We start from the raw sequence: 22935 nt of genomic DNA, 5'->3' as shown, positions 1-22935 counted from the left end.
AGATTAAATCATTTTAGAGTAATATGTACTCGATATGACAAGCTCAAAAGAAATTATCAAAGTTCTGTTGCCTTAGCCTGTATATTTTTATGGCTACCGTTATAGGGTTAATTATGAACAGTAAGTGTCAACAGACCCTATCCAATTCAGTTGTTTTAGAAAAAAAACTTTTCTTATTAAAATGTTGTATACCCAAAACTTGATCAACAACCAAACCGACATATTGGTCATTATGGTGAATACATAATACTTTTTGAGTCGGTGAAAACTGGCTACTCTGTCCTGATACATATTGAGTCAAATCAGAAACTGATAATAACCTTCCCCGAATATTGGCCAACCCTAAAACCCATGATTGAGTATTAGGAACTGGCGTATATTTTGGAGGATAGATCACTTCGGATACTTCCCCCAGCGGGGCAACAAAATATTGCCCCATCATCTCAAAAGCAATGCCTGACCATCGGTTGACTTCATTTTCATTAGAAACGTAGTTTTTATTTCCCCGTTTCGCAATGCGAAGCAATTCGATAAATCCATTTGCTGCCATAGAGCTTATCCTGCGTTGAGGTGGTGCTTAATCACTTCAATCAACTGTTTTTCATCTACCGGTTTTGTAAGATAATCTGCGGCGCCCTGACGTTTACCCCAAACGCGGTCAGTGGCCTGATCTTTGGTACTTACAATCACAATCGGAATATGCTTGGTGGTTGCACCACGTGCAATTTGACGTGTTGCCTGGAAGCCATTCACGCCTGGCATGACCACATCCATCAATACCAGATCTGGCAACTCAGCCTGAGCCATGGTTACCCCATCTGCACCATTGGATGCTTCAATCACCTCAAAGCCATGTTTAGAAAGAATCTCTCTAAAACGGAATGTTTCTGTCGGTGAGTCATCTACGATTAAGATACGCGCCATGCCAATTCCCTAAAAAATCAATTATTAAGCACTAATATGGTTACGGATTGCGTTAAGCAATTCATCTTTACTGAAAGGTTTAGTCAAGTATTCGTCCGAACCAACAACACGACCTTTGGCCTGATCAAATAAGCCATCTTTACTCGAAAGCATAATCACAGGAATATTCTGATAATTTTGAGAATTTTTAATCAATACACAAGTTTGATAACCATCTAGACGAGGCATCATGATGTCTACAAATACGATATCCGGATTGGTTTCTGCGATTTTTGACAAAGCTTCAAAACCATCTACCGCAGTCACGACTTCATATCCTTCGCGCTGTAGAAGAGTTTCTGCTGTACGACGAATGGTCTTTGAGTCATCAATGACCATAACTTTTAGATTTTGGAATTTATCGTCCATTTTGACCCTTCCCATTTTAGAAACGATGCGCCATAAGGCTCATAGGATTATTTTATTACGATCGATAAACATTTTTAACACAAATCCACTTGTATTATCAATGAACATTTTCTACACAAGTGTGCATAAATGGCGGATTTTCATTAACCATTTCACATTTTTATTTTGTCATTGCTTTTTTTTTGACTGATGGTAGTTTTTAATTCGTGAATTTGAGTCTAATATAGCATTATTATTACTTTAAAATAAGTAATTTAGTCAACTTTCAATTGGGGAGCCAATGATGAGTCAGTTTTCAGAAAAACTTGCTTTCATTGATAAAAATAAAATGACTGGCCGATTCATATTTGCAGTGACACTTTTTCTTCAGGTCACCATTTCTTATGCCTCAACTAACCAGCCACCAAAAGCCACCTGGTACCGCTATTATGATAATAAAGGTGTGGCCAATATCAGCACTAACGTTACCCCCAACCATATCCGCTATGGATATGAGGCACTTGACCAGAATATGCAGGTCATTAAACGTGCACGTCCTTATAATGTCGATAAAGATATTAAACAGGCGCCGCAACGTGCCCAGCAGGCTCAGCGCATTGCAGAAGACCAGAAACTGAAACGTGCCTATACCAATAGCCATGTTGCTCTACAAAAAAAGAATGAAAGTCTGAGCCAACTTAAAAAACAGATTGCCTTTCAGCAAGAGCAGATGAAACAGTTGCAGCAAGACCGGGTTATGTTTTTACGCCAAGAACGTGAATATTTACGTAAAGGCAATAATCCCCCGGCATCTTTGAAAGCCAACCTTGAAAACAACCAGAAAAACCTGATTTCTCAAAAAGAAAATATTCAATCTTTACAAACTCGCTATCGAAATATGGAAGCGGAATACGACAGAATTATTGCCCGTTTAAAAGCACTTGAATAAACACAAATAACTTGTTGTTGCTTTAAACGACCACAAGTGAAAAGGATTAATATGCCATTTGCACAGCATTTTCATATTTCAAAGACCCCTTCTTCGCGCTCTGTATTGATGGTGAGTGCACTTTGCTTAAGTCTTTTTCTAAGCGGCTGCAATAAAAATGAATCTACACCGCAAGCCGAAAGTCCCAAAACAATTGAACTAATTCTTCAGGATCTGGTAGCTGTAAAAACAGGTACTTCAATCCAGAAATCCGCATTTACCGGCACTATTCGCGCAGTCAACCAAAGCAGTATTCAAGCGCAGGTTTCGGCCACTGCCACCAGTGTTAATGCTCAGGTCGGTGACAATGTAGCTAAAGGTCAGGTACTGGTTCGCTTAAATAATCAGGACAATGCCGCACGTCTGGCTCAGGCCCGTGCCAATCTGGCATCTACCCAGGCACAGGCCAATCAGGCGCGTAACATGATGCAGCGCAAAAAGCGCCTGCTCGACCAAGGCTTTATTTCTAAAGTTGAATATGAGCAAAGTCAGGTTGACTATCAGGCCCAGGTTGAAAATGTCCGCGCACAGCAAGCCAATGTCGATATTGCCGTAAAAGCCGATCGTGATGGCATTATCACCAGCCCGATTAGTGGCGTGATCACCCAGCGTCAGGTTGAGCCCGGTCAAACCGTGGCGATCGGACAAACCCTGTTTGAAATCGTAAATCCAAATCAACTGGAAATTCAGGCCCGTGTCCCGAGTGAGATGCAGTCCAGTCTGCGTTTAGGTAGCAAAATTGAATACCAGATTCAGGGCAATCCAAACACATTTACCGCTGCTATTAGCCGGGTATCTCCAATTGCTGATCAGGCTAGTCGCCAGATTGAATTCTTCGCCAGACCAAATGAAAGTATTCCCTCTTTAAGTATTGGCTCTTTTGTTGAAGGCAATATTCTGAGTTCTCAACAAGTTTCTGGTCAGATTATTCCCCTCGATACCATTCAGGATATCCAGAATAAACCTTATGTCTGGGTTATTCGCCAGAACAAAATTATTAAAGTGAATGTTCAGGTTCTGGAACAGCGCTATAACCAGAATACTGCAGTGATCCAAGGTCTGGAAACAGGTGATCAGGTCAGTCGCATTCCATTTACCGAGGCAGATCTCAACAAGCCAGTGACAGTGCGTTCCAACTAATCAGACAGGATCATTAATATGTGGTTTACCCGAATTAGTGTGAAGTATCCCGTCTTCACTATTATGATGATGTTCTGTTTGATGGTACTTGGACTGGCTTCCTGGCAGCGCATGGGTGTGGAAGAATTTCCGGATGTCGATTTCCCCTTTGTCGTAATTTATACGAATTATCCAGGTGCTTCTCCAGAAACTGTTGAATCGGAAATTACCAAAAAACTCGAAGACCAGATCAATACTATTTCCGGTTTAAAACAGGTGATTTCACAATCCAGTGAAGGCCTGTCGATGATTACGGCCGAATTCAATCTGGAAGTGCCTTCAACCACGGCAGCACAGGATGTCCGTGACAAAATTGCTTCAGTCACCGCTGAATTCCGTGATGAAATTCAGGAGCCAGTCGTCGAGCGTTATGATCCGACTGCCAATGCAATCATGTCGATCGTATTTGAATCTGACAATATGGGCTTAAAAGCACTAAGCTCCTATCTGGATCAGCGCATTGTTCCACAACTACGGACTGTTCCGGGTGTAGGTACAGTCAACCTGCTCGGTGATGCACAGCGCCAGATTCGTATTCAGGTTGAACCACAGAAACTGCAAGCTTTTGGCATTGGCGTGGATAGCGTCATTAATACTCTGAAATCTGAAAATATCGAAGTTCCGGGCGGTACATTAAAATCTGGCAACTCGGAACTGGTGATTGAGATCAATTCCAAAGTCCTGCATCCCCTCGCCTTTGGCGATCTGGTCATTGCCAATAAAAATGGTGCACCGATCTTTCTGAAACAGGTCGCAGAAATTGAAGATAGTCAGGCAGAACTTGAAACTGGTGCATTTCTGGATGGCAAGGCTGCAGTGGCTGTCGACATTCTGCGTAGCTCTGATTCTAATGTTATTGAAGTAGTAGACAGTACCTACAAAACTCTTGAAAGCATTAAAGCCCAATTGCCACAAGGAACCACCTTAAAAGTTGTGGTGGATTCTTCAAAAAGTATCCGCGGCACCATTGGTGATGTTGCGCGTACCATTATTGAGGGTGCGGTTCTTGCTGTGCTGATTGTTCTATTATTTTTAGGTTCTTTCCGCTCAACGGTCATTACTGGCCTCACTTTACCGATTGCATTGCTCGGAACTTTGACCTTTATCTGGGCTTTTGGTTTCAGCATCAATATGATGACCTTATTGGCCCTGTCTTTAAGTATCGGTTTGCTGATTGATGATGCAATTGTAGTACGGGAAAATATCGTACGGCATACCGATATGGGTAAAGACCATGTCACTGCCGCGCTGGACGGCACCAAAGAAATTGGCCTTGCCGTTCTGGCAACAACACTGACCATTGTCGCGGTATTCTTGCCTGTTGCCTTTATGGGCGGAATCATTGGCCGTTTCTTCTATCAGTTCGGTGTAACGGTGAGTACCGCCGTTCTGATTTCCATGTTTGTTAGCTTCACTCTAGATCCAATGCTATCTGCGCATTGGGCAGAAAAGAAAAAAGATCCCAATAAAAAGCCAGGTCGAATTAAACGTTTCTTTAACTGGATTTCAGGCAAATTAGACAATTTAAGTCATGTCTATGAAAAGCTATTGAAACTAGCTTTACGCTTTAGATTCATTACTATTGTAATTGCAGTGGCGTCTTTGTTTGGCGCTCTAGCCCTGTCGAAACTGATTGGTACCGAGTTCGTACCTGTCCCGGATAAGGGTGAAATCCGGATCAAGTTTGAAACTCCAGTCGATGCTTCACTGGAATATTCACAAGCCAAACTGCAGCAGGTCGATAAAATTGTACGTCAGCATCCTGATGTACGTGCAACTTACGGCGTAATTAATGGTGTGACCGATCGCGGTAAAAACCATGTCAGCTTACGTGTCACTGTGACTCCGCGGACTGAACGCGAGAAAAGCTTGAATGATCTCAATAATGAATTCCGTCAACGTTTACAATCTGTGGGCGGCATTACCATTACCTCAGTCGCTTCCGCGGATGAAACCGTATCGGGTGGCCAAAAGCCGATTATGATTTCAATCAAAGGCCCTGATTTGAATGAACTACAGAAGATTTCCGATCGCTTTATGGTCGAGATGGCTAAAATTGATGGCATTGTCGATCTTGAATCCTCACTGAAAGAGCCAAAACCGACCTTAGGTGTACAGATCAATCGCGTTCTGGCCAGTGATCTTGGTTTGTCAGTCAATCAAATTGCCAATGTGGTTCGCCCACTGATTGCCGGCGATGATGTCACCACCTGGCAGGATGAAAAAGGTGAAACTTATGATGTTAACTTACGCCTGACCGAAGACCGACGTACCTTGCCAAGTGATCTGCAAAATATGTATATCACTTCATCTAAAATGGATGGCAATAATCAGCCGATTTTGATCCCGCTTTCTAGCGTTGCTAATTTTGAAGAAAAAATGGGAGCTTCTCAGATTAATCGTCGAGATCTGGCGCGTGAGGTACTGGTTGAAGCAAATACCTCTGGACGCCCTGCAGGTGACATCGGTACCGATATCAGCAGACTTCAGGATAGTTTCGACATGCCGCCGGGTTATAGTTTTGATACCCAAGGTGCCAATGCTGATATGGCAGAATCCGCTGGTTATGCGCTGACTGCGATTACCCTGTCAATTGTATTCATTTATATCGTACTCGGCTCCCAGTTCAACAGCTTTATTCACCCTGCTGCCATTATGGCTTCATTACCCTTGTCATTAATTGGTGTATTCCTGGCGCTATTCCTGTTTAATTCGACCATGAATCTGTTTTCAATTATCGGTATTATTATGCTGATGGGCCTGGTGACCAAAAATGCGATTCTGCTTATCGACTTCATCAAGAAAGCCATGGATCGGGGTGAAGCCCGTTATGATGCGATTCTGAATGCCGGCAAAACCCGTTTACGTCCAATTCTGATGACCACCAGTGCCATGGTCATGGGAATGGTGCCGCTCGCTCTGGGCTTAGGTGAAGGTGGTGAACAAAGTGCACCGATGGCACATGCCGTGATCGGCGGGGTAATTACCTCCACCCTGCTGACATTGGTCGTGGTTCCAGTGATTTTCACTTACCTGGATGACCTTAAGAATTTTATGCTGCGCCAAGCCCGTAAAATCATGGCATAATTTAAACCATCACAATGAGGTGACATTCAAGAATGTTCGCCTCATTTTTTATTGTATAATCTCTGCTTTAACGCTTAATTTTTTAGGACAGTTTCCATGCGCGCGAGTCGCTTTTTATTTGCAACGTTGAGAGAAACCCCGAACGATGCTGAAGTTATTTCACATCAGCTGATGCTTCGTGCCGGTATGATTCGTAAGTTGGCTTCAGGTTTGTACACCTGGCTGCCGATGGGCGTTCGCGTATTAAATAAAGTTGCAGCGATCGTTCGCGAAGAAATGAATAACGCAGGTTCACTCGAAGTCTTGATGCCTGTGACTCAACCAGCTTCTCTTTGGGAAGAATCTGGTCGTTATGTGCAATACGGTCCTGAACTATTACGTTTTAAAGATCGTCATACCAATGACTTTGTGCTTGGCCCAACACATGAAGAAGTGATCACTGATCTGGCACGTAATGAGCTAAAAAGTTACAAACAACTGCCTGCAAACTTCTACCAGGTTCAAACCAAGTTCCGTGACGAAATTCGTCCTCGTTTTGGCGTAATGCGCTCACGTGAATTCATCATGAAAGATGCCTATTCTTTCCATGCGGATCAGGAATCTCTGCAAGAAACTTACGACAAAATGTACGAAGCGTACTGCAAGATCTTTACCCGTTTAGGTCTGGATTTCCGTCCAGTACAAGCGGATACCGGTTCAATTGGTGGCTCAGGTTCACACGAATTCCACGTCTTGGCTTCAAGTGGTGAAGATGATATCGCCTTCTCAACTGAATCTGATTATGCGGCTAACATCGAAATGGCTGAAGCGATTCTGGTGGGCGAACGTGCTGCTCCGGCTCAAGAACTGAAAGTAGTTGATACTCCGAATCAGAAAACCATTGCTGATGTATCCAATTTCCTTGGTACTGATCCTGCGCATTCAGTGAAGGCATTACTGGTTCAAGGCGTTGCAGCTGAAGAAGGTAAAGCAGCTCCTGTCGTTGCCCTGTTCCTTCGTGGTGACCATGAACTGAATGAAATTAAAGCCGAAAAGCATCCAAAAATTGCTGCGCCTTTGGCTTTTGCTACTGAAGCTCAACTTGCTGAACTAGGTTTGACTGCTGGTTTTGTAGGTCCGCAAGGTTTAGTAGAAAAAGGCCTAACAGTAATCGTTGACCGTGCTGCTTCTGTACTGTCTGACTTTGTTGCAGGTGCAAACGAAGCAGACAAGCACGCAACTGGCGTGAACTGGGAACGTGATGCGCAGTTTAGCGAAGTTTATGACCTGCGTAATGTGGTTGAAGGCGATCCTTCTCCAGATGGTAAAGGTACACTTCAAATCAAACGTGGTATCGAAGTAGGTCATATCTTCCAGTTAGGCAAAAAATACTCTGAAGCTTTAGGCTGTAAAGTCTTAGGTGAAGATGGCAAACCATTCACTGTAACGATGGGTTGTTATGGTATCGGTGTGACACGTGTCGTAGCATCTGCAATTGAACAGAATTACGATGAAAAAGGCATCATCTGGCCGGCTGCGATCGCTCCATTTGAAGTGGCAATTGTGCCAATGAATGCGCATAAATCACCTCGCACTTTAGAAGCTGCTGAAAGCTTATATGCAGAACTGCAAGCTGCTGGTTTTGACATACTGCTTGATGACCGTAATGAACGTCCAGGTGTGAAATTCTCTGATCTTGAATTGACTGGTATTCCACATCGCATTGTGATTGGTGAAAAAGGTCTGGATGCAGGTACTTTTGAATATAAAGGTCGCCGTGATGCAGAATCAGTAAATCTTTCGAAAGAAGAACTACTGGCAAAAATTGCGAAATAATATTTTCTAACGAACACAAAAAATCCCGCCTAGAGCGGGATTTTTTATATGTCTGAATTAGCAGAACTTATGTCCGCCAAAGCAGTTTGAGGTCACATTCTGGTTTTGTAGCAGCTTGTCCATTAAGGTTAAAGTTGCAGGAGTACCATCTACATAATTAGTAAATTTACCCACATCAATATTCAATTTACGCACCACCGCGACATTCGCCAGAGACCCTAAAGCCTCGCCCACACTGACATCAATCAAGTTTTCAGGACGTAAAAGAAATTCAGAAATAGCAGTTGCTACCTGAGGTAACACGAATGAAATATCAACTTCATCTGTAGTTTTTAATACACCCAGTTGAATCGGGTCTTTAAAAGATAGCCACCAACCTGGTTTGGCAATATCAGCCGCGTCCGCACCTTGCCAATGCACATTCTGACTCTGTAAAGACAAATAACCGCCTGTACCATTTAATGGAATATTATGGATCATATTCAGAGCTTGGACAAAGGTGATGTCCATATTCAGGTTATCCAGACTTGAACCAGCACCCATTTGAAAGAAAGAATGTGTTCCTAAATTAAGAAATCCAATTAATGGATCAAACTCTACATACAGCTTATCTTTTGAAAAATCTGGTGTACCAATCACATCACTTGGCAAAGTTGAACCCGTTAAAGCCTTTGCTAATGGAATCGAAGCAATAGTAGAACGGATATTACTTACAGTCGCTGACTTTAAGCGTTGCCCAGTCACGACAGTTTCTGGCATAGTAAAGTCTACCCGCATGGAAGGGACTGTAATCCCGGTATGGCCATCAGCACCTGGCTTACTGGTAAAAGTACGTGTTTGTCCTAAAGCCTTTAGATTCCCTGAGATTTTTTCATCATTTGCAATACCAAAGGTTCCCGCTTTTGTAACAGACTCACCAGTGGTTTGCGCCATTTTCATATAACCACTAAAACTTTTGAGGCCATCATTCGGATTTTCGATGTTGTCAGTCCCCATGGTTAAGAGTCCGACAATTTTATCTGCACCTAGACGAAAACCGACCACTTCACGGGTAGAAGCACTTCCACCATTTTTAATTGCAAACTCAACAAAGGGATTACTCACACTGGCACTGGTATTAGCACGGTCACCTGAAAAGACAGGGTTACCCTTATCATCAAGACTGGTATTTAAGCCACTCAATGCCAAGTTAGAAATATCAATATCACAGCCATTAGTATTCCCAATACTGTTATTCGTTCCACCACAACCGAGCTGCAAAGTTTTGATATTAATGTTCAGTTCCATTAAAGCTTCAATACTTAGCTTATGGAAGTTAATCCCTTGTGATGAATCATAAGCATTTTCCAAATTTAATAAGGCCTGTGCATCAACTGCCGATAAAGCCTCATCGTCTAAGGCTGTCATTGCCATCGCCTGTTGACTAAGGCCCATTAAAGTGACAATCAAGCTATTCAATATTATTTTTTTCATGAAATCATCCCTTATTTCAGCGCGGTGTAATGCCAAGCGTACTGCGCATGGTTCCGCCTGTGAGTGCAATTGTTGCTATATTCTGCATATTGCCATTTGTGGTCATGGCCATGTTGGTTCTAAACGGCTCGATAATCTTCTGATCTTTATTAAATTTAATTTGATTATCTAAAGTAACAGTATCTTCACTCACGCCTATTTTGGTGATTAATCCTAAATTCCCTTCCATACGATTAAAGTTAATCGCAGAAGTATGAACTGCACCTGTGCTATCTACATCTTCATTAATCAGACTAAAATAACTACCAAGATTATTAACATCACCTTTTTCTGTAGAAGTTAATGTTCGGAACTTAAAGTTTGCATCCAACGATAAATAATTTTCGCCTGCTACATCCAGTCCCGGAATAATCATTAACTCACCACTACCATCAAGCATCATGGCAATTGTTGTTAATACATCATCGCGTTTAGAAAAGTTGTCATCAGGAACAAACTGATCACATTTATTGCCTGATACACAGTTATATTTAGATCCCGGTAATTGGCCAATTGCCACTTCAGCTTTAGCTGCGATCAGCAATTTATCAGCTTTTACATAGATGCCTTCATCTTCATAACCAATCACCCCTTTGGATTCAATAAAGGCATCAATATTTCGAAGGCCAGCATAATAGTTTCGCGCATGGCCATTCTCTACACCACCATCAATTAAAAGAATTGAAGTTGTACTTGGTGCTCCAGTTTTGGCATCCTTTCCATAACCTTCAGTTGATGCCATCACGTTATAGGCAATACCATTCTTGTCACCGTCATATTTTGTACCCGACAAAGCAACATTGGCATTCAGGTTGTAAATTGGAATACCAATTCCCCAAGAACCACTATTCCCGGAAATAATACCAGTATCATTAGAAATAAAATTTGCTTTGGCTGCAATCGACTGGAAATCCATACCCCGTATGGCGATTAGTGCAAAATCCTGATTAGCAGACGTACTGCTTAAAGTTTGCTGCAAAATCGGATTACTTTGTCTAAGTGTTGACTTAATATTGTCATTAACTAAAAATTCTAGGCTCTGCGCCTGAATTGTATTGATATAAATATCGCCAAAATCGATATATGCATTATTTTTTCCAGTTAATGAACGTAATTCATTAAACTGAACTGCATAGCTTCCTTTACCCGTATGACCAATTTCCAAAGTCGTTGGTTTTAAACCCTGTGCTGCTGCCACTTCCTGATTGGTAAAATCAGCTGATAAACCAAGATGCAAGCCGCCTTCACCTGCGTTATAGCTTGAAACACTGCGATCTTGTCGCGTCAGCACACCACCAACTTTATTACTTATATCAAAAGAGTTCAGTTTTGACTGATCAGCACCTAACGACAAACGTGCATTACTCACTGCACCCGAAATACCATAGCGCATGATATTTTTTAAATCGCCATCTCCATTCTGATAGCGTAAATCAAAGTTTAATCCAGCTGTTTGCGCACCAGTTGTTCCTACAGCCACTGGTTTTAAATTAATTAGATGGTCTTGTGTGCCACTTTTACTGGCGAGTACGACGCCTTGTATCGGGTCTATATACATATAGCCCGTACCAGCGAAGTTAAAATTAAAGTTATCTAGAACTAAGCTATTTGTACCTAAAGTATGTTTGATCGTGGCATCTTGCAAATTGAAATCGATAGTAGCTGTTTCATTCTTATTGAATAAACCTGCTGTCGTATGAAGCACCATTTTAAATGGACTATCAATCGCAAGACCTAATTTGCCCAAATTTTGATTGTTTTCGACACAGCTTGTTCCAACACAATCCTTACTCACAAGTTTAAAATCTGCATTGGCACTAAAGGGAGCTACGCTTGCTTCTAGACGGATCCCTGCACCAGCATCGGTCGCACCGACATCAAACTTAAGCTGGCTTAAAATCGCATTTTGATCTTTGCCTAAGATTTCTACTTTATGCAATCCCAGTCCCATCTTGGTATTTACATCAGCATTCGGGTCATACCAATTGAGCTGTTCAACTTCTACTTTTGATACCTCGTGTGTAATCGTAATACCGTCTTGACCAGTGATATGACCCAATTCTTGTTCTTCAATCAGCTCTAGTGCATAACTATGCTGTGCTAAACAGACACATGCCGTTAATAATTTAATTTGTGATTTTATTTTTTTCATTCTTTCATCCCTATACTGCATCCATGCAGTTAGCAACGGCTTTGTGCACTCCCAGCTGAGCAGTTAAAGCCAAATATTTTTAAGTTTCCTGACATGTGCATGTTGCCGTGCATATTGAGACCCATAAACCCCTTCTCACGCCCCCGGTCAAATTCCGGAACATCTGCTGAGGCAGTGGTATATGTACCGTCCGCTTTATAAACACGATTGGTGAAGGTCGTATACCTCTCTGAATTGGCATAGCCTTCTTTATCGCCCTCACCGGTTCCGGTTTCAATAGCCAAAGTATTAAAACCCAAGTTTCTGATTTTTAAAGGTTTATCATCATAAAAAGTGATTTTCATGGCTGTTTGAGGATCGCCTGCCACATTAGTAATTGTAGTGCCATCGATAGAAAACTTATCAATTTGCAGGGTGCCTTGTATGCCTTTAAATACCAGCCATTTTTTATTGCCTTGAGCATCAACATGATTGTTCGGAGAAATAGCCAAGCGACAAAACAAGGTGTTAATTCCACAATCTGTTGTTGGCTTGTAATACACCTCTAACTTATTAGCGACCGTTTCAGAAATTTGAGATTTCGTTAAATCAGTAGCGTATTGATGGTTGAGTGACAAGGTCCAGCTTAAATCTGCTCCGCCTTGACCCGTTTCCGCTGTCATTTGCTGCGGATCAAGACTGACCAAGCCGGCTTGTGTCGCAAAAGAAATCCCAAGAACTGTAGCAAGCATTAACTTTTTCAACATTGCCCTATTCCTTTATAGACCTGTAGTTTTTATTTTTAGATGTTGAATCAACACACCATCAATCACTGCTGAACCAAAATTCCTCATTGAGTTATCAGTAGCCCCCATAAATACCACACCAGTAGCATTATTATCATCTTTTGCCTTCAGCATATTAGTATTGGCAATACGTTCAACAGAACCAATGGCGATACTACTGTGAGTTGCATCGCGTCCTTGATACAAGGCAATGCTATCTGAAGCTTGAGCTTTAATTTCAGTACCACACGTATATACATTACATGTAGAGCCTAAAAGTGCTTCTGATCCTAAAAAACCACCTTTTCCATCTGGATAACGCTGATAAATCCGGTTGTAAATATCTGGAATTTTAGGAATACGTGTCACTTCCAAAATAATATTATTTCCTTCCGAACCCACAACAAAAGGCTGATACATACTTCCTAGTACCAAATTGATATTCGGGCTATATAAATACAATCCCTCGGTATCATGAAATATAGGAGCTGCAGAGCCATTTAAAGCAGGAGTCGGACCATCTCCATCAAGATTATTCTCTTTTGCTGCACTACTAATACGAATCCCTTTACTGTTCAAATTGTTTGAATCACTGGTCAAAGTAGAGGGATCATCATTAGTATTGAGTCGGATCAGACTCGCCAGGCCCAAGGTTTGACTATATGCAAGATCAGGCGATGTAAGGGTTTGAAATAATCGGACTTGCGAACCGTTCATGCTCAAGCCATTAGCAATAAACTGTGCACGAAAACGTTCAGAAATATCTAAGCCTGAAGTAGGTGCTCCAGTAGCATAATCTACGGTATTACTTGAATTTAAAGAACGTGAGAAAATATCAGTCCAGAAACCAAGCTTAATATTATTATCTGCTTCATTTGCAGCAACTGTTGCAAGAGGTGCTTCTAAAGCTAGATAGCCCACTTCTTTTCCCGTATCCGTAAACTGTTTTACTGTTTCGGCTCCGGCATGAAATAACCAAGGATTGCTGGCTGTTCCCCAATTAAACCCCTGATTGCTATAGCGGCTACTGAGTGAGTTATCACTTTTTGATAAAGCTAAACCATAGATAAATACATCAGCCTTCGTACGAAGCGTACTGACTGAGGCACCCATTGCAGCTTCTTTGGCCGCCGTTGTTGCGCTCGCTTTAACCGCCTGCTCCATAGCGGTCACTGCATTTTTTGCCTGAATCAGTGCATATTTATCTGCTTCAATTGCTAGTTTTTCTTGAGTCCTGTTTTCAACAATCGTTATTACCCCAGGATCGATCAAATTACTTCGGGATCCTACAGCCTGAGTCCATTTATTATTAAGAGAAACGGATGCCCGATTCCCCCATAATAATTCAATCATTTCATAAGTATTGGCTAAAGCATATTCAGCCGACTTATTCTTTAGACCAAGAGTAGATTCCAATGACCCTGGTTTGGTTATTGTTCCATCATTACTTAGAGATAAAGGCCAAAGGTTACCATCATAATAATCTTGATAACGCTGATCATAATATTGCTTCATTAAAGCGGAATTACGATATTCTTCCACAATACCATTACGTGCATTAGCACCAATTTCATTACGGATTGCGGTTAAAGTCGTATTATAGTTTTGAGTTTTATAGGTACTGACACTATTGTCATAAGTCGTTTGATAAAGATTGGCATTTGCACTAATACCATTTAAATAGCTACTCGCATACACTCGATCATAGACTTTATTATAGGCACGCTCACCTAATTGAGCATAGTTTTCTCCAGTCGGAATAATACGAATAAAGCCAGTGTCTGCCTGACCTGGATTGGCAATACCTCGTGCATAGCTTGAACCACTGGAAGCATCATTCGGTGCCTGAAAAACTATTTTAAAGTCATCAAGTACCAGGGCAACACCTTCACCGGTAGTATCAGAAAGAGAAGAATCAGTTAATTCCTGCATTGCATGTGCAGATGGCAATAATCCTAAACCGATCATCATTGCCAAAAAGCTTTTACGAAATTGAAATTTAGCTTTTATTTGAGCCATCTCGACCTATCCTTCTTATCTGATGCTCCGCATCTTTATCCTTCAGCTTCCCAGCCTTCAATTTTTGATTTTTATGATGCTTGGCACATCTTTTTTATATATTCATTCTTCATTATGCTTATTTTTAGCAGGATTACCAAAGCCAAAAGACCAAAAACCCCGAGTTTCCGATGAATGAAACAGCAAAAAAAATAAGCGAGGCATTAGCCTCGCTTATTCAATGCTTTAAAACTATTAAGCTTTAGGCAAAGTAACGCCTGTCTGCCCTTGGTATTTACCACCACGATCTTTATAGGAGGTTTCACAAACTTCGTCTGATTCGAAGAACAGCATTTGAGCCACACCCTCACCCGCATAAATACGTGCAGGCAGGTTAGTTGTATTTGAAAACTCCAGCGTGACATGACCTTCCCACTCAGGTTCAAGTGGAGTCACATTCACGATAATGCCGCAACGTGCATAAGTCGATTTACCCAAGCAAACGGTCAGTACATTTCGTGGAATACGGAAGTATTCTACTGTACGCGCTAAAGCAAATGAGTTGGGTGGAATGATACAAACATCCGATTCAATATCGATAAAGCTTTTTTCGTCAAAGTTTTTCGGATCGACAATTGCAGAGTGAACATTGGTGAATACTTTAAACTCACGCGCACATCGCACGTCATAGCCATAGCTTGAAACACCATAAGAAATCAGCTTTTGACCATTTTCATCCAGACGAATCTGGTTTTCTGCATACGGTTCAATCATGCCGTGTTTTTCGCTCATTTCGCGAATCCAACGATCAGACTTAATTGCCATTGATATAATCCAAAAATCTTAAAAATAAGTAATTGCGACGTACTTTAACTGAAATTGACACTAATGAAAATAAGCGAAATTCTGACAGCTAAATTTCAGGAAATTTAGCTGCTTTTTCAGGTTTAAAGACTGAGGAGTGCTGAATAGGATAAAGGTACAGAAAAGCTCATTAAAATAATGGAAGCGGTCTTTTGTAAGTTCTTTTGATTCAGCCAGCGATTGTTTTTTCTGGCCAATAAGCTACCTAAAAAGGTCCAAAAAAATGCGATAGGAATAAGTAATGCCAAGAATGCCAGCATATAAGTCACATAATATTGACTGCTTTTCCACACCATGACCGGGAAAATAGCCGAAGCAAATAATAATGCCTTAGGATTCAGCAAAGTCGCCAAAAATAGTTCCCGTGCCCGAATCGAAATACATTGAAAATTTTCACCAAGTTCTGCGGTACGCCATAATTTTAAAGCTAAAAATAGAATATAAGCAGCACTACAGAGTTTGAGAATATGAGGTAATTCCGGTAAATAGACCGAGATTTTACCAATCAAAAAGCCCCAGAATGTAATTGCGATGAGATAGCCGAAAGCTTCTGCAGGAATAAGGCGAAAAGTTTTTCTAAATCCAACTTGAATACCTGACGATGCCAATAAAGTATTGGTTGGGCCCGGTGTTAATAGAATGGCTGCCACTAAACCAATAAATAACCATGAAATCATAGTTTGACCTCGCTCTTAGGTATTAAGCATAAAATAATCCGGTCAAATCTGCAAAAAAATAATTGTAAGAGAACATATTAAAAAAAATTATATTTTATTTTTTTTATTTATTTTCATATAATTATATAAAAATAAAAGAAAATTTTATTTCAGTCAATTTTGTCAATTTATAAAGCTATTAGCTCATCATAAAATTGCTATAAAAGTAGAAGTTTCAATAGAGTATTCGGACTTAAAATTCCTGAAATACTAGTCTCTATACCATGAAAGAAAAATTATCCAAAACCTTGAAATCATTATTTCTGGTAACCTTTGATTGAATTTTAACTAACTAAAAATCCCTGCTCTTGCGTATAAACTTTGGGCACTTCTATAGAAAGATTTGATGATGGGAGCAACTTTTACCTAACTCCTAATGATTAAATTTCCACTCTCCATTTAAGATGTCTATCTTGCTCAATTTGTTCAACATATTGATAAAGCAAAATTTCGAAAAAAATGTTATTAAAGGTATTCAGACAAAATAATTGCTGTTAAATTGTACAAGGACAACAATTGATAATTCACATTTTTTAACATCCAGACGGTTTAGTATATTGTTGTTTTAATTATATTTTAAGAACTACAGAATAATATCAGGAGTCATATATGAATAAATGGATCAAACTTTCAGTCATGAGCTTAGCGTTATCAGGCGTAGTTGCCTGCTCGAATGATAATGCACAAAATAAATCAGATAATCAGGCTGCATCTGGCGAGAGCGTAGCTGCAGATAAACTGCAAACCCGATTTGTCAATATTGCGACAGGCGGTGCCTCAGGCCCTTATAATGTCATCGGAACAGGATTGGCTGAAATCTATAACAAGACCTACGGCGTAAGTTCCAAAACCCAGACCACAGGGGCTTCTGTCGAAAATCTAAATTTATTAAAACAGAACAAAGTTGAAATGGCCTTTGTCATGAGCGACAGCTTAACTGAAGCAATTAATGGTCAAGGCAGTTTTAGTTCTAAAATTGACAACGTGCAGCAGATCGCTGCGCTTTATCCAAACTATGTACAGATTGTCACTTCAAAACGTTCTGGTATCAAAAATATTGAAGATCTCAAAGGCAAACGTATTGCAGTGGGCGCCCAGAATTCAGGTGTAGAAGTGAATGCCCGTACTCTATTGAACGGTTTTGGTATCACTTATAAGGATGTCAAAGTAGATTACTTAGGTTATGCCGAAGCAGCTGATGCCTTGAAAGGCGGTAAACTGGATGCAGCCTTCCTGACCAGTGGTCTTCCAAACTCTTCACTGATGGAGCTGCAACAGGGCTTTGATCTACAACTGGTGAGTATTAATCCAGATAAAGTGAAAGCGATTGCCAAAGATCAGGCGTATTTCCTGCCAATGACCATTCCTAAAGGGACCTATGGCAATGCTGAAGATATTCCTACAGCTGCGATCATGAATGCGCTGGTGGTTCGTTCTGATCTCTCTACAGATGATGTATATAAGCTAACCAAGACGTTCTTCTCCAGCTTGGATCAACTCGCCAATTCACATCAGGCTGCTAAAGAAATCACTTTAGAAGGTGCACAAAAAGGTCTGGTTGCTCAACTGCATCCGGGCGCGCAAAAATTCTATGATGAGAATAAAGCGAACTGATGAAATGGATACAAGGTGCAGCGATTGCTGCACTTTTTAGTTTGGCTGCTTTTTTTATTACCTATGTTTGGATGACATTTCCGTATATTTTTGTGGAAGTGAAAGAGCAAAATTTTCAGTGCAAAATTGACCAGAAATCTTTTCAGCTCAGCTGGATGCATTCGGTAGAAAGAACACAGTGGAAAGAACGTTATCTTCTAGACAAGGACCATTTCATTCTGACAGATACTCAGTTCATTTCATTTGGTGCGGGTACACCTGATCAAGGTACTATTACTCGACAGGATGATGGCAACATCCATATGCAAATCAACCGAGAGATGAAAGAACTCAACTGGGTCATTTCACGCAGAATGCAGGGACAAATTGAGAGTGCTGATCGGATCTGGAATATTTATCAGGATTTTCCCGACTACAGCACGGTACAACTTTCTATAAGAAAAGACAGCCTATGGAAAAAAAGAGGTTTAAATGATTGCCTATGAATCCACAAGAAACAAGAAATGTGACCGAAGCACTGGATGATCAACAGCAACAAGAATTATTAGAAAAATTTGACCGTGAATCTGTCACTCGCAATCCGATCAACAAATCGGTTCGCTGGTTTATTGCTGCCTTGGCAATATCCTATTCGTTATTTCATCTTTATATTACTTTTAATCCCTTACCCGAACTGATTCAACGTGCAGCCCATGTATCCATTGGTCTGGCGCTGATTTTCTTGTTGTATCCAGCACGTCAGGCCAGTAGCCGGCAAAAGGTAGCATGGACGGACTGGATTTGGGTGATCGCCTCTTTTGCTTCTTTCTTTTATTTATTTAAAGAGTATCAAGCGATTATGACCACTCGGGGAGGCATTCCCAATACGCTGGACATTGTCTTCTCGATTATGACAGTAGTATTGGTGGTTGAGGCTGCTCGAAGGGTAATGGGCTGGATGTTGCCGATCTTAGGACTGATTTTCTTAAGCTATCCATTTGTCAGTCATTTTGAATGGATGCCGGATCGCTTGCTCACTCGCCCCTATACATTCAGTGATATTTTCGGACAAATGTATCTGAAGACTGAAGGTTTATATTCTTCAGCCATTGGTGCTTCAGTCACCTTTATTTTCCTGTTTATCCTGTTTGGTGCCTTTCTGGCGAAATCAGGAATGGGAAAATTATTTAATGATCTCGCCATGGCACTTGCGGGACATAAGCAAGGTGGACCAGCCAAGGTCGCGGTGATTTCCAGCGGTTTTATGGGCAGTATCAACGGGACGGCGGTTGCCAATGTCGTAGGAACAGGTTCATTTACCATTCCTTTAATGAAGAAAATTGGCTATCACAAAAACTTTGCCGGTGCAGTGGAAGCCAGTGCTTCTGTCGGCGGGCAGATCTTGCCGCCAGTAATGGGTGCCAGTGCCTTCATCATGGCAGAAACCACGGGTGTCAGTTATGGTACGATTGCCTTAGCTGCGGTATTACCTGCCCTGCTGTATTATCTCGGTGTGATGGCACAAGTCCATTTCAGAGCTGGTCGGGATCATCTGAAAGGCGTTCCCAAAGCTGACCTACCACGAGTCAAAGAAGTCCTGAAAGAACGAGGACATTTATTATTTCCAATCGTTGCTTTGGTATTCTTTTTATTCCAGTCGATTCCAGTGAGTTATGCCGCTGTTTATACAATTTTGTTGACCATTGTGGTGGCAGCATTCAGAAAATCTACCCGTATGGGACCTAAGGAAATTCTGGAGGCTTTAGCTGATGGCGCCAAGCAGTCACTTTCAGTGATGGCGGCCTGTGCGGTCGTCGGGATCATTATTGGTGTGGTGAGTTTGACTAGCTTTGGTTCTGTCATGACTTCTTCAATCATGAGTATTGGTGCTGGCAGTCTGTTCCTCACCCTGTTCTTCACCATGATTGCATCGATGATTCTGGGCATGGGTCTACCATCGATTCCTGCCTATATCATTACCGCGACGATGGCAGCACCTGCTTTGGCCAACTTTGATATTCCAATCCTAGTCGCGCATATGTTTGTGTTTTATTTTGGCCTGTTTGCCAATATTACCCCACCAGTTGCCTTAGCCGCCTTTGCTGGTGCCGGGATTGCAGGTGGTGACCCAATGCGGACTGGATTCCTGGCCTTGCGCCTATCCCTAGCCGGATTTATTGTGCCCTTCCTGTTTGTCTATAACCCGGCGATGCTGATGATTGATACAACAGATATTGCCGTGAATGCCAAAGAATTTGCCTTACCGGCATGGAATGTCATTTTAAGCATTACCGTAACATCCATTGTCGGCATTCTGGCACTTGGCGCTGCAGTAGAAGGCTACTTTAAAACCGCGATGAATTGGTTCTGGCGCATCTTCCTAGGGGTTGGCGCTCTCATGATGATTGTGCCTGAGACCATGACCGATATTATCGGCACCATCATGGTGATTATTGCAATTGGCTTTAATATCATTCAGGCAAGAAAAGAAAATACAGCTACGACTAAAACCTCATAAAAAAAAGAGAGCTTAAGCTCTCTTTTTTTATTATAGAATCTTAGAAAATACGAGTTTTATCTTTTTCTGCTTTTGGCAATTTTGCTGCAATTTTCTGAGCAATGGCCATATAACTTTCAGCAGCATCATCTCCAGCAATCACTGAAGGCTTACCGGCATCGGCATTTTCACGAATCACTGCATTCAAAGGCAAGCGGCCGAGCAATGGAATATTGTATTGCTCTGACAGTTTATCACCGCCGCCTGTACCAAAGATCTGTTCTTCATGACCGCAGTTCGAGCAGATATGGGTCGACATATTTTCGACTACCCCCATCACTGGAATCTGCACACGGTTAAACAGTTCAATACCTTTAGTTGCATCCAGCAATGCCACATTTTGCGGTGTGGTCACAATCACTGCACCCGTTACCGGAATACGCTGAGCGAGCGTTAACTGGATATCACCTGTACCTGGTGGCATATCAATCATCAATACATCCAGATCTGGCCATAAAGTTTGATTGAATAGCTGCATCAAGGCACCTGTTGCTTTCGGACCGCGCCAAGCAACCGGCGTATTATTATCACCTGTTAAGTGACCAATCGACAGCACTGCCATACCATAGGCATCGAGTGGGACAAACTGTTCGGCTTCGATCATCGGGGTTTTGCCGGCATTGCCGAGCATCGTTGGAATACTTGGACCATAAATATCCGCATCCAGTACACCCACTTTCAAACCTAATTTTTGCAAAGCTAAAGCCAGGTTCACAGTTGTGGTTGATTTACCAACACCGCCCTTGCCTGAAGAGACCAGAATGACATTCTGAATGCGTGGATGTTTGGGTACATCTCGTTGCTGTGGAGCAGCTTTCTGGATCGGTGGATTATTTGGATCAGCTTCTGCTTGAGCTACGCTGCCTGAAGCATCAACTACAGGTGGCAGATTCGATTTTGAAGCAGCAGTTTGCGGCTGGCTGGAACAGCTCTCGCCTTCTGCATGATGATGTCCACAACCGCCTTCTTTTTTATGACCCGTCTTTTGCTGAATCACATGCAGGTTTAGTTCTTTAATACCGCATTTCTCTAGCGCATCCGCCAGTTCATCATGAATTTGCTGTAACTGCTCTTTTTCTTCCGGATAAGTATTAATGGTGATTTGCAGGATCTCACCTTGCACATTGACCTGAGTAATCCGGTCTTTCAGTGCATTACTAGAATTTGGCAAGATATAGTTTTGCAGTACGTTCTGCACAGCTTCTTCGTTCACCTCCTTGGAAGGCGAAAAAACCGATTTAAGCGAAGAAAGCCAGGACATAGGTTACTCCAAAAATATAGATAGACATCTGAATAGCTTAGTTTAACGAGGTTTTAGGCTCAGGTTAAGCAATCTGTATTCACAAGCCCAAAAGACAAATATGATTTCCAACTATTTTACTGGGTTTTAAAGGGTTACAGGGAAGAAAATTTATAAAGTCAGCATCACATCTTATTTATTGTTTTATATTATTGATATTTAAAATTTTAAAAAAATTAACTAGATAGTATCCATTAAAAAGCCACTTCATTCAAAAACTGAATGAAGTGGCTTTCAACATGAAATGATTATTTATGATTTTTATCTTGATCGGTCTTGTTTTGCCCAGATTGATCAGCCTTATCCTGATCCTTTTTAGCATCATCTTTATTATTGGTCTGATCTGAATTTTGGTTCTTATCCTTAGCCTCTTTAGATGAAGATTCCTGATCCTGCTTTTTCGAATCATCTGACTGAGACTGGTCATCGCCTTTCATTTTGGTCATGGTTTCAGCCGCCATCTGTTTCAACTCATTCAGTTTCGTAGCAGCTTCATTTACCAACTCACTAATTTTGACTTTGGTATCTTCAAACTTGTGTAGGGCTTCATCTTTTAAATTTGCCATACGATCCTGGTCAGTTTGACTTGCTGATTTATCTCCAGAACTTTGATCCTGTGCCTTTTTCGAATCATCTGAACCTTGCTCGCCATTTTTCTGGCTGTCTGATTTGCCATTTTTTAGCTCATTCAGAATCTTTTCGCCTTTTTGCAATAGCTCTTCACCAATTGCGATGGCTTTCGCTTTTAAGTCATCCATTTTGGTACTTTCAGCTTTTTTATCTGACTGGTCACCATGATTAGATTGGTCATTTTTAGACGCATCTTTTTGCTCTGATTGCTGATGACCAGATGCTTTAGAGTCTTGCTGATGATCAGACTTTTCATCAGCCCCATTTTTTTGGGCTTCTAGGACTTCTTCATGCTTCTGTTTATGCTGTTTATCAATCTCGTTTTGCTTCTGCTCTTGTTCAATCTTGTCATGCAGCTCTCGTGCATGTTGTTCTTTATCTTGATTCTGTTTTGAAGTACTTGTCTGGTTATTCTGAGTCATGAGTACCCTCCTAAGGCGTCATAATAAAAATGATCAGCCAAATTTTT

Annotated in this window: 17 protein-coding genes and 2 pseudogenes; 8 read left to right on the top strand and 11 right to left on the bottom strand. The window is 41.4% G+C overall.

Annotation, left to right across the window (positions count from 1 at the left end; translation table 11 throughout):
• A pseudogene (locus G5T77_RS07245) lies at positions 1 to 124 on the top strand (IS5/IS1182 family transposase); the annotation flags it as partial.
• A gap of 15 nt (positions 125 to 139) precedes the next feature.
• On the opposite strand, the pseudogene G5T77_RS07240 reads toward G5T77_RS07245, so the two are convergent.
• The 3 genes and pseudogenes from G5T77_RS07240 to pilG all read right to left on the bottom strand — a co-directional run.
• Positions 140 to 550, bottom strand: a pseudogene (locus tag G5T77_RS07240) (chemotaxis protein CheW); the annotation flags it as partial.
• Positions 551 to 555: 5 nt separating this feature from the next.
• On the bottom strand, positions 556 to 924 hold the full coding sequence (locus tag G5T77_RS07235) for a response regulator (RefSeq protein ID WP_004784985.1): 369 nt from the start codon (positions 922 to 924) through the stop codon (positions 556 to 558).
• A gap of 24 nt (positions 925 to 948) precedes the next feature.
• Positions 949 to 1332, bottom strand: a complete 384-nt coding sequence (pilG, locus tag G5T77_RS07230) for a twitching motility response regulator PilG (protein ID WP_166139288.1) — start codon at positions 1330 to 1332, stop codon at positions 949 to 951.
• A gap of 283 nt (positions 1333 to 1615) precedes the next feature.
• Here pilG and G5T77_RS07225 point away from each other — a divergent pair, with 283 nt between their 5' ends.
• From G5T77_RS07225 to G5T77_RS07210, 4 genes are all read left to right on the top strand, one after another.
• Positions 1616 to 2260 carry a hypothetical protein gene (locus G5T77_RS07225; RefSeq protein ID WP_159123370.1) on the top strand — a complete coding sequence of 215 codons (645 nt, stop codon included), beginning with the start codon at positions 1616 to 1618 and terminating at the stop codon, positions 2258 to 2260.
• A gap of 51 nt (positions 2261 to 2311) precedes the next feature.
• Entirely contained in the window at positions 2312 to 3439 is a 1128-nt protein-coding gene (locus tag G5T77_RS07220; protein WP_166139290.1) for an efflux RND transporter periplasmic adaptor subunit, read from the top strand.
• Positions 3440 to 3457: 18 nt separating this feature from the next.
• Positions 3458 to 6565: an efflux RND transporter permease subunit gene (locus G5T77_RS07215; RefSeq protein WP_166139293.1), complete on the top strand. Its 3108-nt coding sequence runs from the start codon at positions 3458 to 3460 to the stop codon at positions 6563 to 6565.
• A gap of 96 nt (positions 6566 to 6661) precedes the next feature.
• On the top strand, positions 6662 to 8380 hold the full coding sequence (locus G5T77_RS07210; RefSeq protein WP_166139295.1) for a proline--tRNA ligase: 1719 nt from the start codon (positions 6662 to 6664) through the stop codon (positions 8378 to 8380).
• Positions 8381 to 8437: 57 nt separating this feature from the next.
• On the opposite strand, the gene G5T77_RS07205 is transcribed toward G5T77_RS07210, so the two are convergent.
• The 6 genes from G5T77_RS07205 to G5T77_RS07180 form a co-directional block, all read right to left on the bottom strand.
• Entirely contained in the window at positions 8438 to 9853 is a 1416-nt protein-coding gene (locus G5T77_RS07205; RefSeq protein WP_166139297.1) for a hypothetical protein, read from the bottom strand.
• Between the two features lie 16 nt (positions 9854 to 9869).
• The gene (locus tag G5T77_RS07200) at positions 9870 to 12044 is read right to left on the bottom strand and encodes a DUF6160 family protein (RefSeq protein ID WP_159123365.1); all 2175 of its coding nucleotides are present in this window, start codon (positions 12042 to 12044) and stop codon (positions 9870 to 9872) included.
• A 29-nt stretch (positions 12045 to 12073) separates the two neighbouring features.
• Entirely contained in the window at positions 12074 to 12790 is a 717-nt protein-coding gene (locus G5T77_RS07195; RefSeq protein WP_166139299.1) for a hypothetical protein, read from the bottom strand.
• Between the two features lie 12 nt (positions 12791 to 12802).
• Entirely contained in the window at positions 12803 to 14827 is a 2025-nt protein-coding gene (locus G5T77_RS07190; protein WP_166139302.1) for a hypothetical protein, read from the bottom strand.
• A gap of 234 nt (positions 14828 to 15061) precedes the next feature.
• Positions 15062 to 15631, bottom strand: coding sequence for a dCTP deaminase (dcd, locus tag G5T77_RS07185; RefSeq protein ID WP_004785008.1), 570 nt, complete (start codon positions 15629 to 15631; stop codon positions 15062 to 15064).
• A gap of 122 nt (positions 15632 to 15753) precedes the next feature.
• On the bottom strand, positions 15754 to 16347 hold the full coding sequence (locus G5T77_RS07180; RefSeq protein ID WP_166139304.1) for a LysE family translocator: 594 nt from the start codon (positions 16345 to 16347) through the stop codon (positions 15754 to 15756).
• Positions 16348 to 16995: 648 nt separating this feature from the next.
• On the opposite strand from G5T77_RS07180, the gene G5T77_RS07175 reads away from it, so the two are divergent.
• From G5T77_RS07175 to G5T77_RS07165, 3 genes are read left to right on the top strand one after another with little or no spacing between them, the layout of a single operon-like run.
• Positions 16996 to 18000 (top strand): TAXI family TRAP transporter solute-binding subunit, encoded by a 1005-nt coding sequence (locus G5T77_RS07175; RefSeq protein WP_159124389.1) that lies wholly within the window; start codon positions 16996 to 16998, stop codon positions 17998 to 18000.
• Entirely contained in the window at positions 18000 to 18485 is a 486-nt protein-coding gene (locus G5T77_RS07170; protein ID WP_166139306.1) for a DUF1850 domain-containing protein, read from the top strand. Before G5T77_RS07175 ends, G5T77_RS07170 begins: the two co-directional genes overlap by 1 nt.
• Positions 18482 to 20497: a TRAP transporter permease gene (locus tag G5T77_RS07165; protein WP_166139308.1), complete on the top strand. Its 2016-nt coding sequence runs from the start codon at positions 18482 to 18484 to the stop codon at positions 20495 to 20497. Before G5T77_RS07170 ends, G5T77_RS07165 begins: the two co-directional genes overlap by 4 nt.
• Before the next feature lie 40 nt (positions 20498 to 20537).
• Here the strand turns inward: G5T77_RS07165 and apbC are convergent, their stop codons facing one another.
• Positions 20538 to 21797 carry an iron-sulfur cluster carrier protein ApbC gene (apbC, locus tag G5T77_RS07160; protein WP_159124392.1) on the bottom strand — a complete coding sequence of 420 codons (1260 nt, stop codon included), beginning with the start codon at positions 21795 to 21797 and terminating at the stop codon, positions 20538 to 20540.
• Between the two features lie 287 nt (positions 21798 to 22084).
• On the bottom strand, positions 22085 to 22888 hold the full coding sequence (locus tag G5T77_RS07155; protein ID WP_166139310.1) for a hypothetical protein: 804 nt from the start codon (positions 22886 to 22888) through the stop codon (positions 22085 to 22087).
• Positions 22889 to 22935 lie beyond the last annotated feature (47 nt).

Source organism: Acinetobacter sp. GFQ9D191M, from assembly GCF_011174875.1.
Taxonomy (GTDB): Bacteria; Pseudomonadota; Gammaproteobacteria; order Pseudomonadales; family Moraxellaceae; genus Acinetobacter.
The sequence above is the reverse complement of the archived record's forward strand: the minus strand, read 5'-3'. Positions and strand labels throughout refer to the sequence as shown.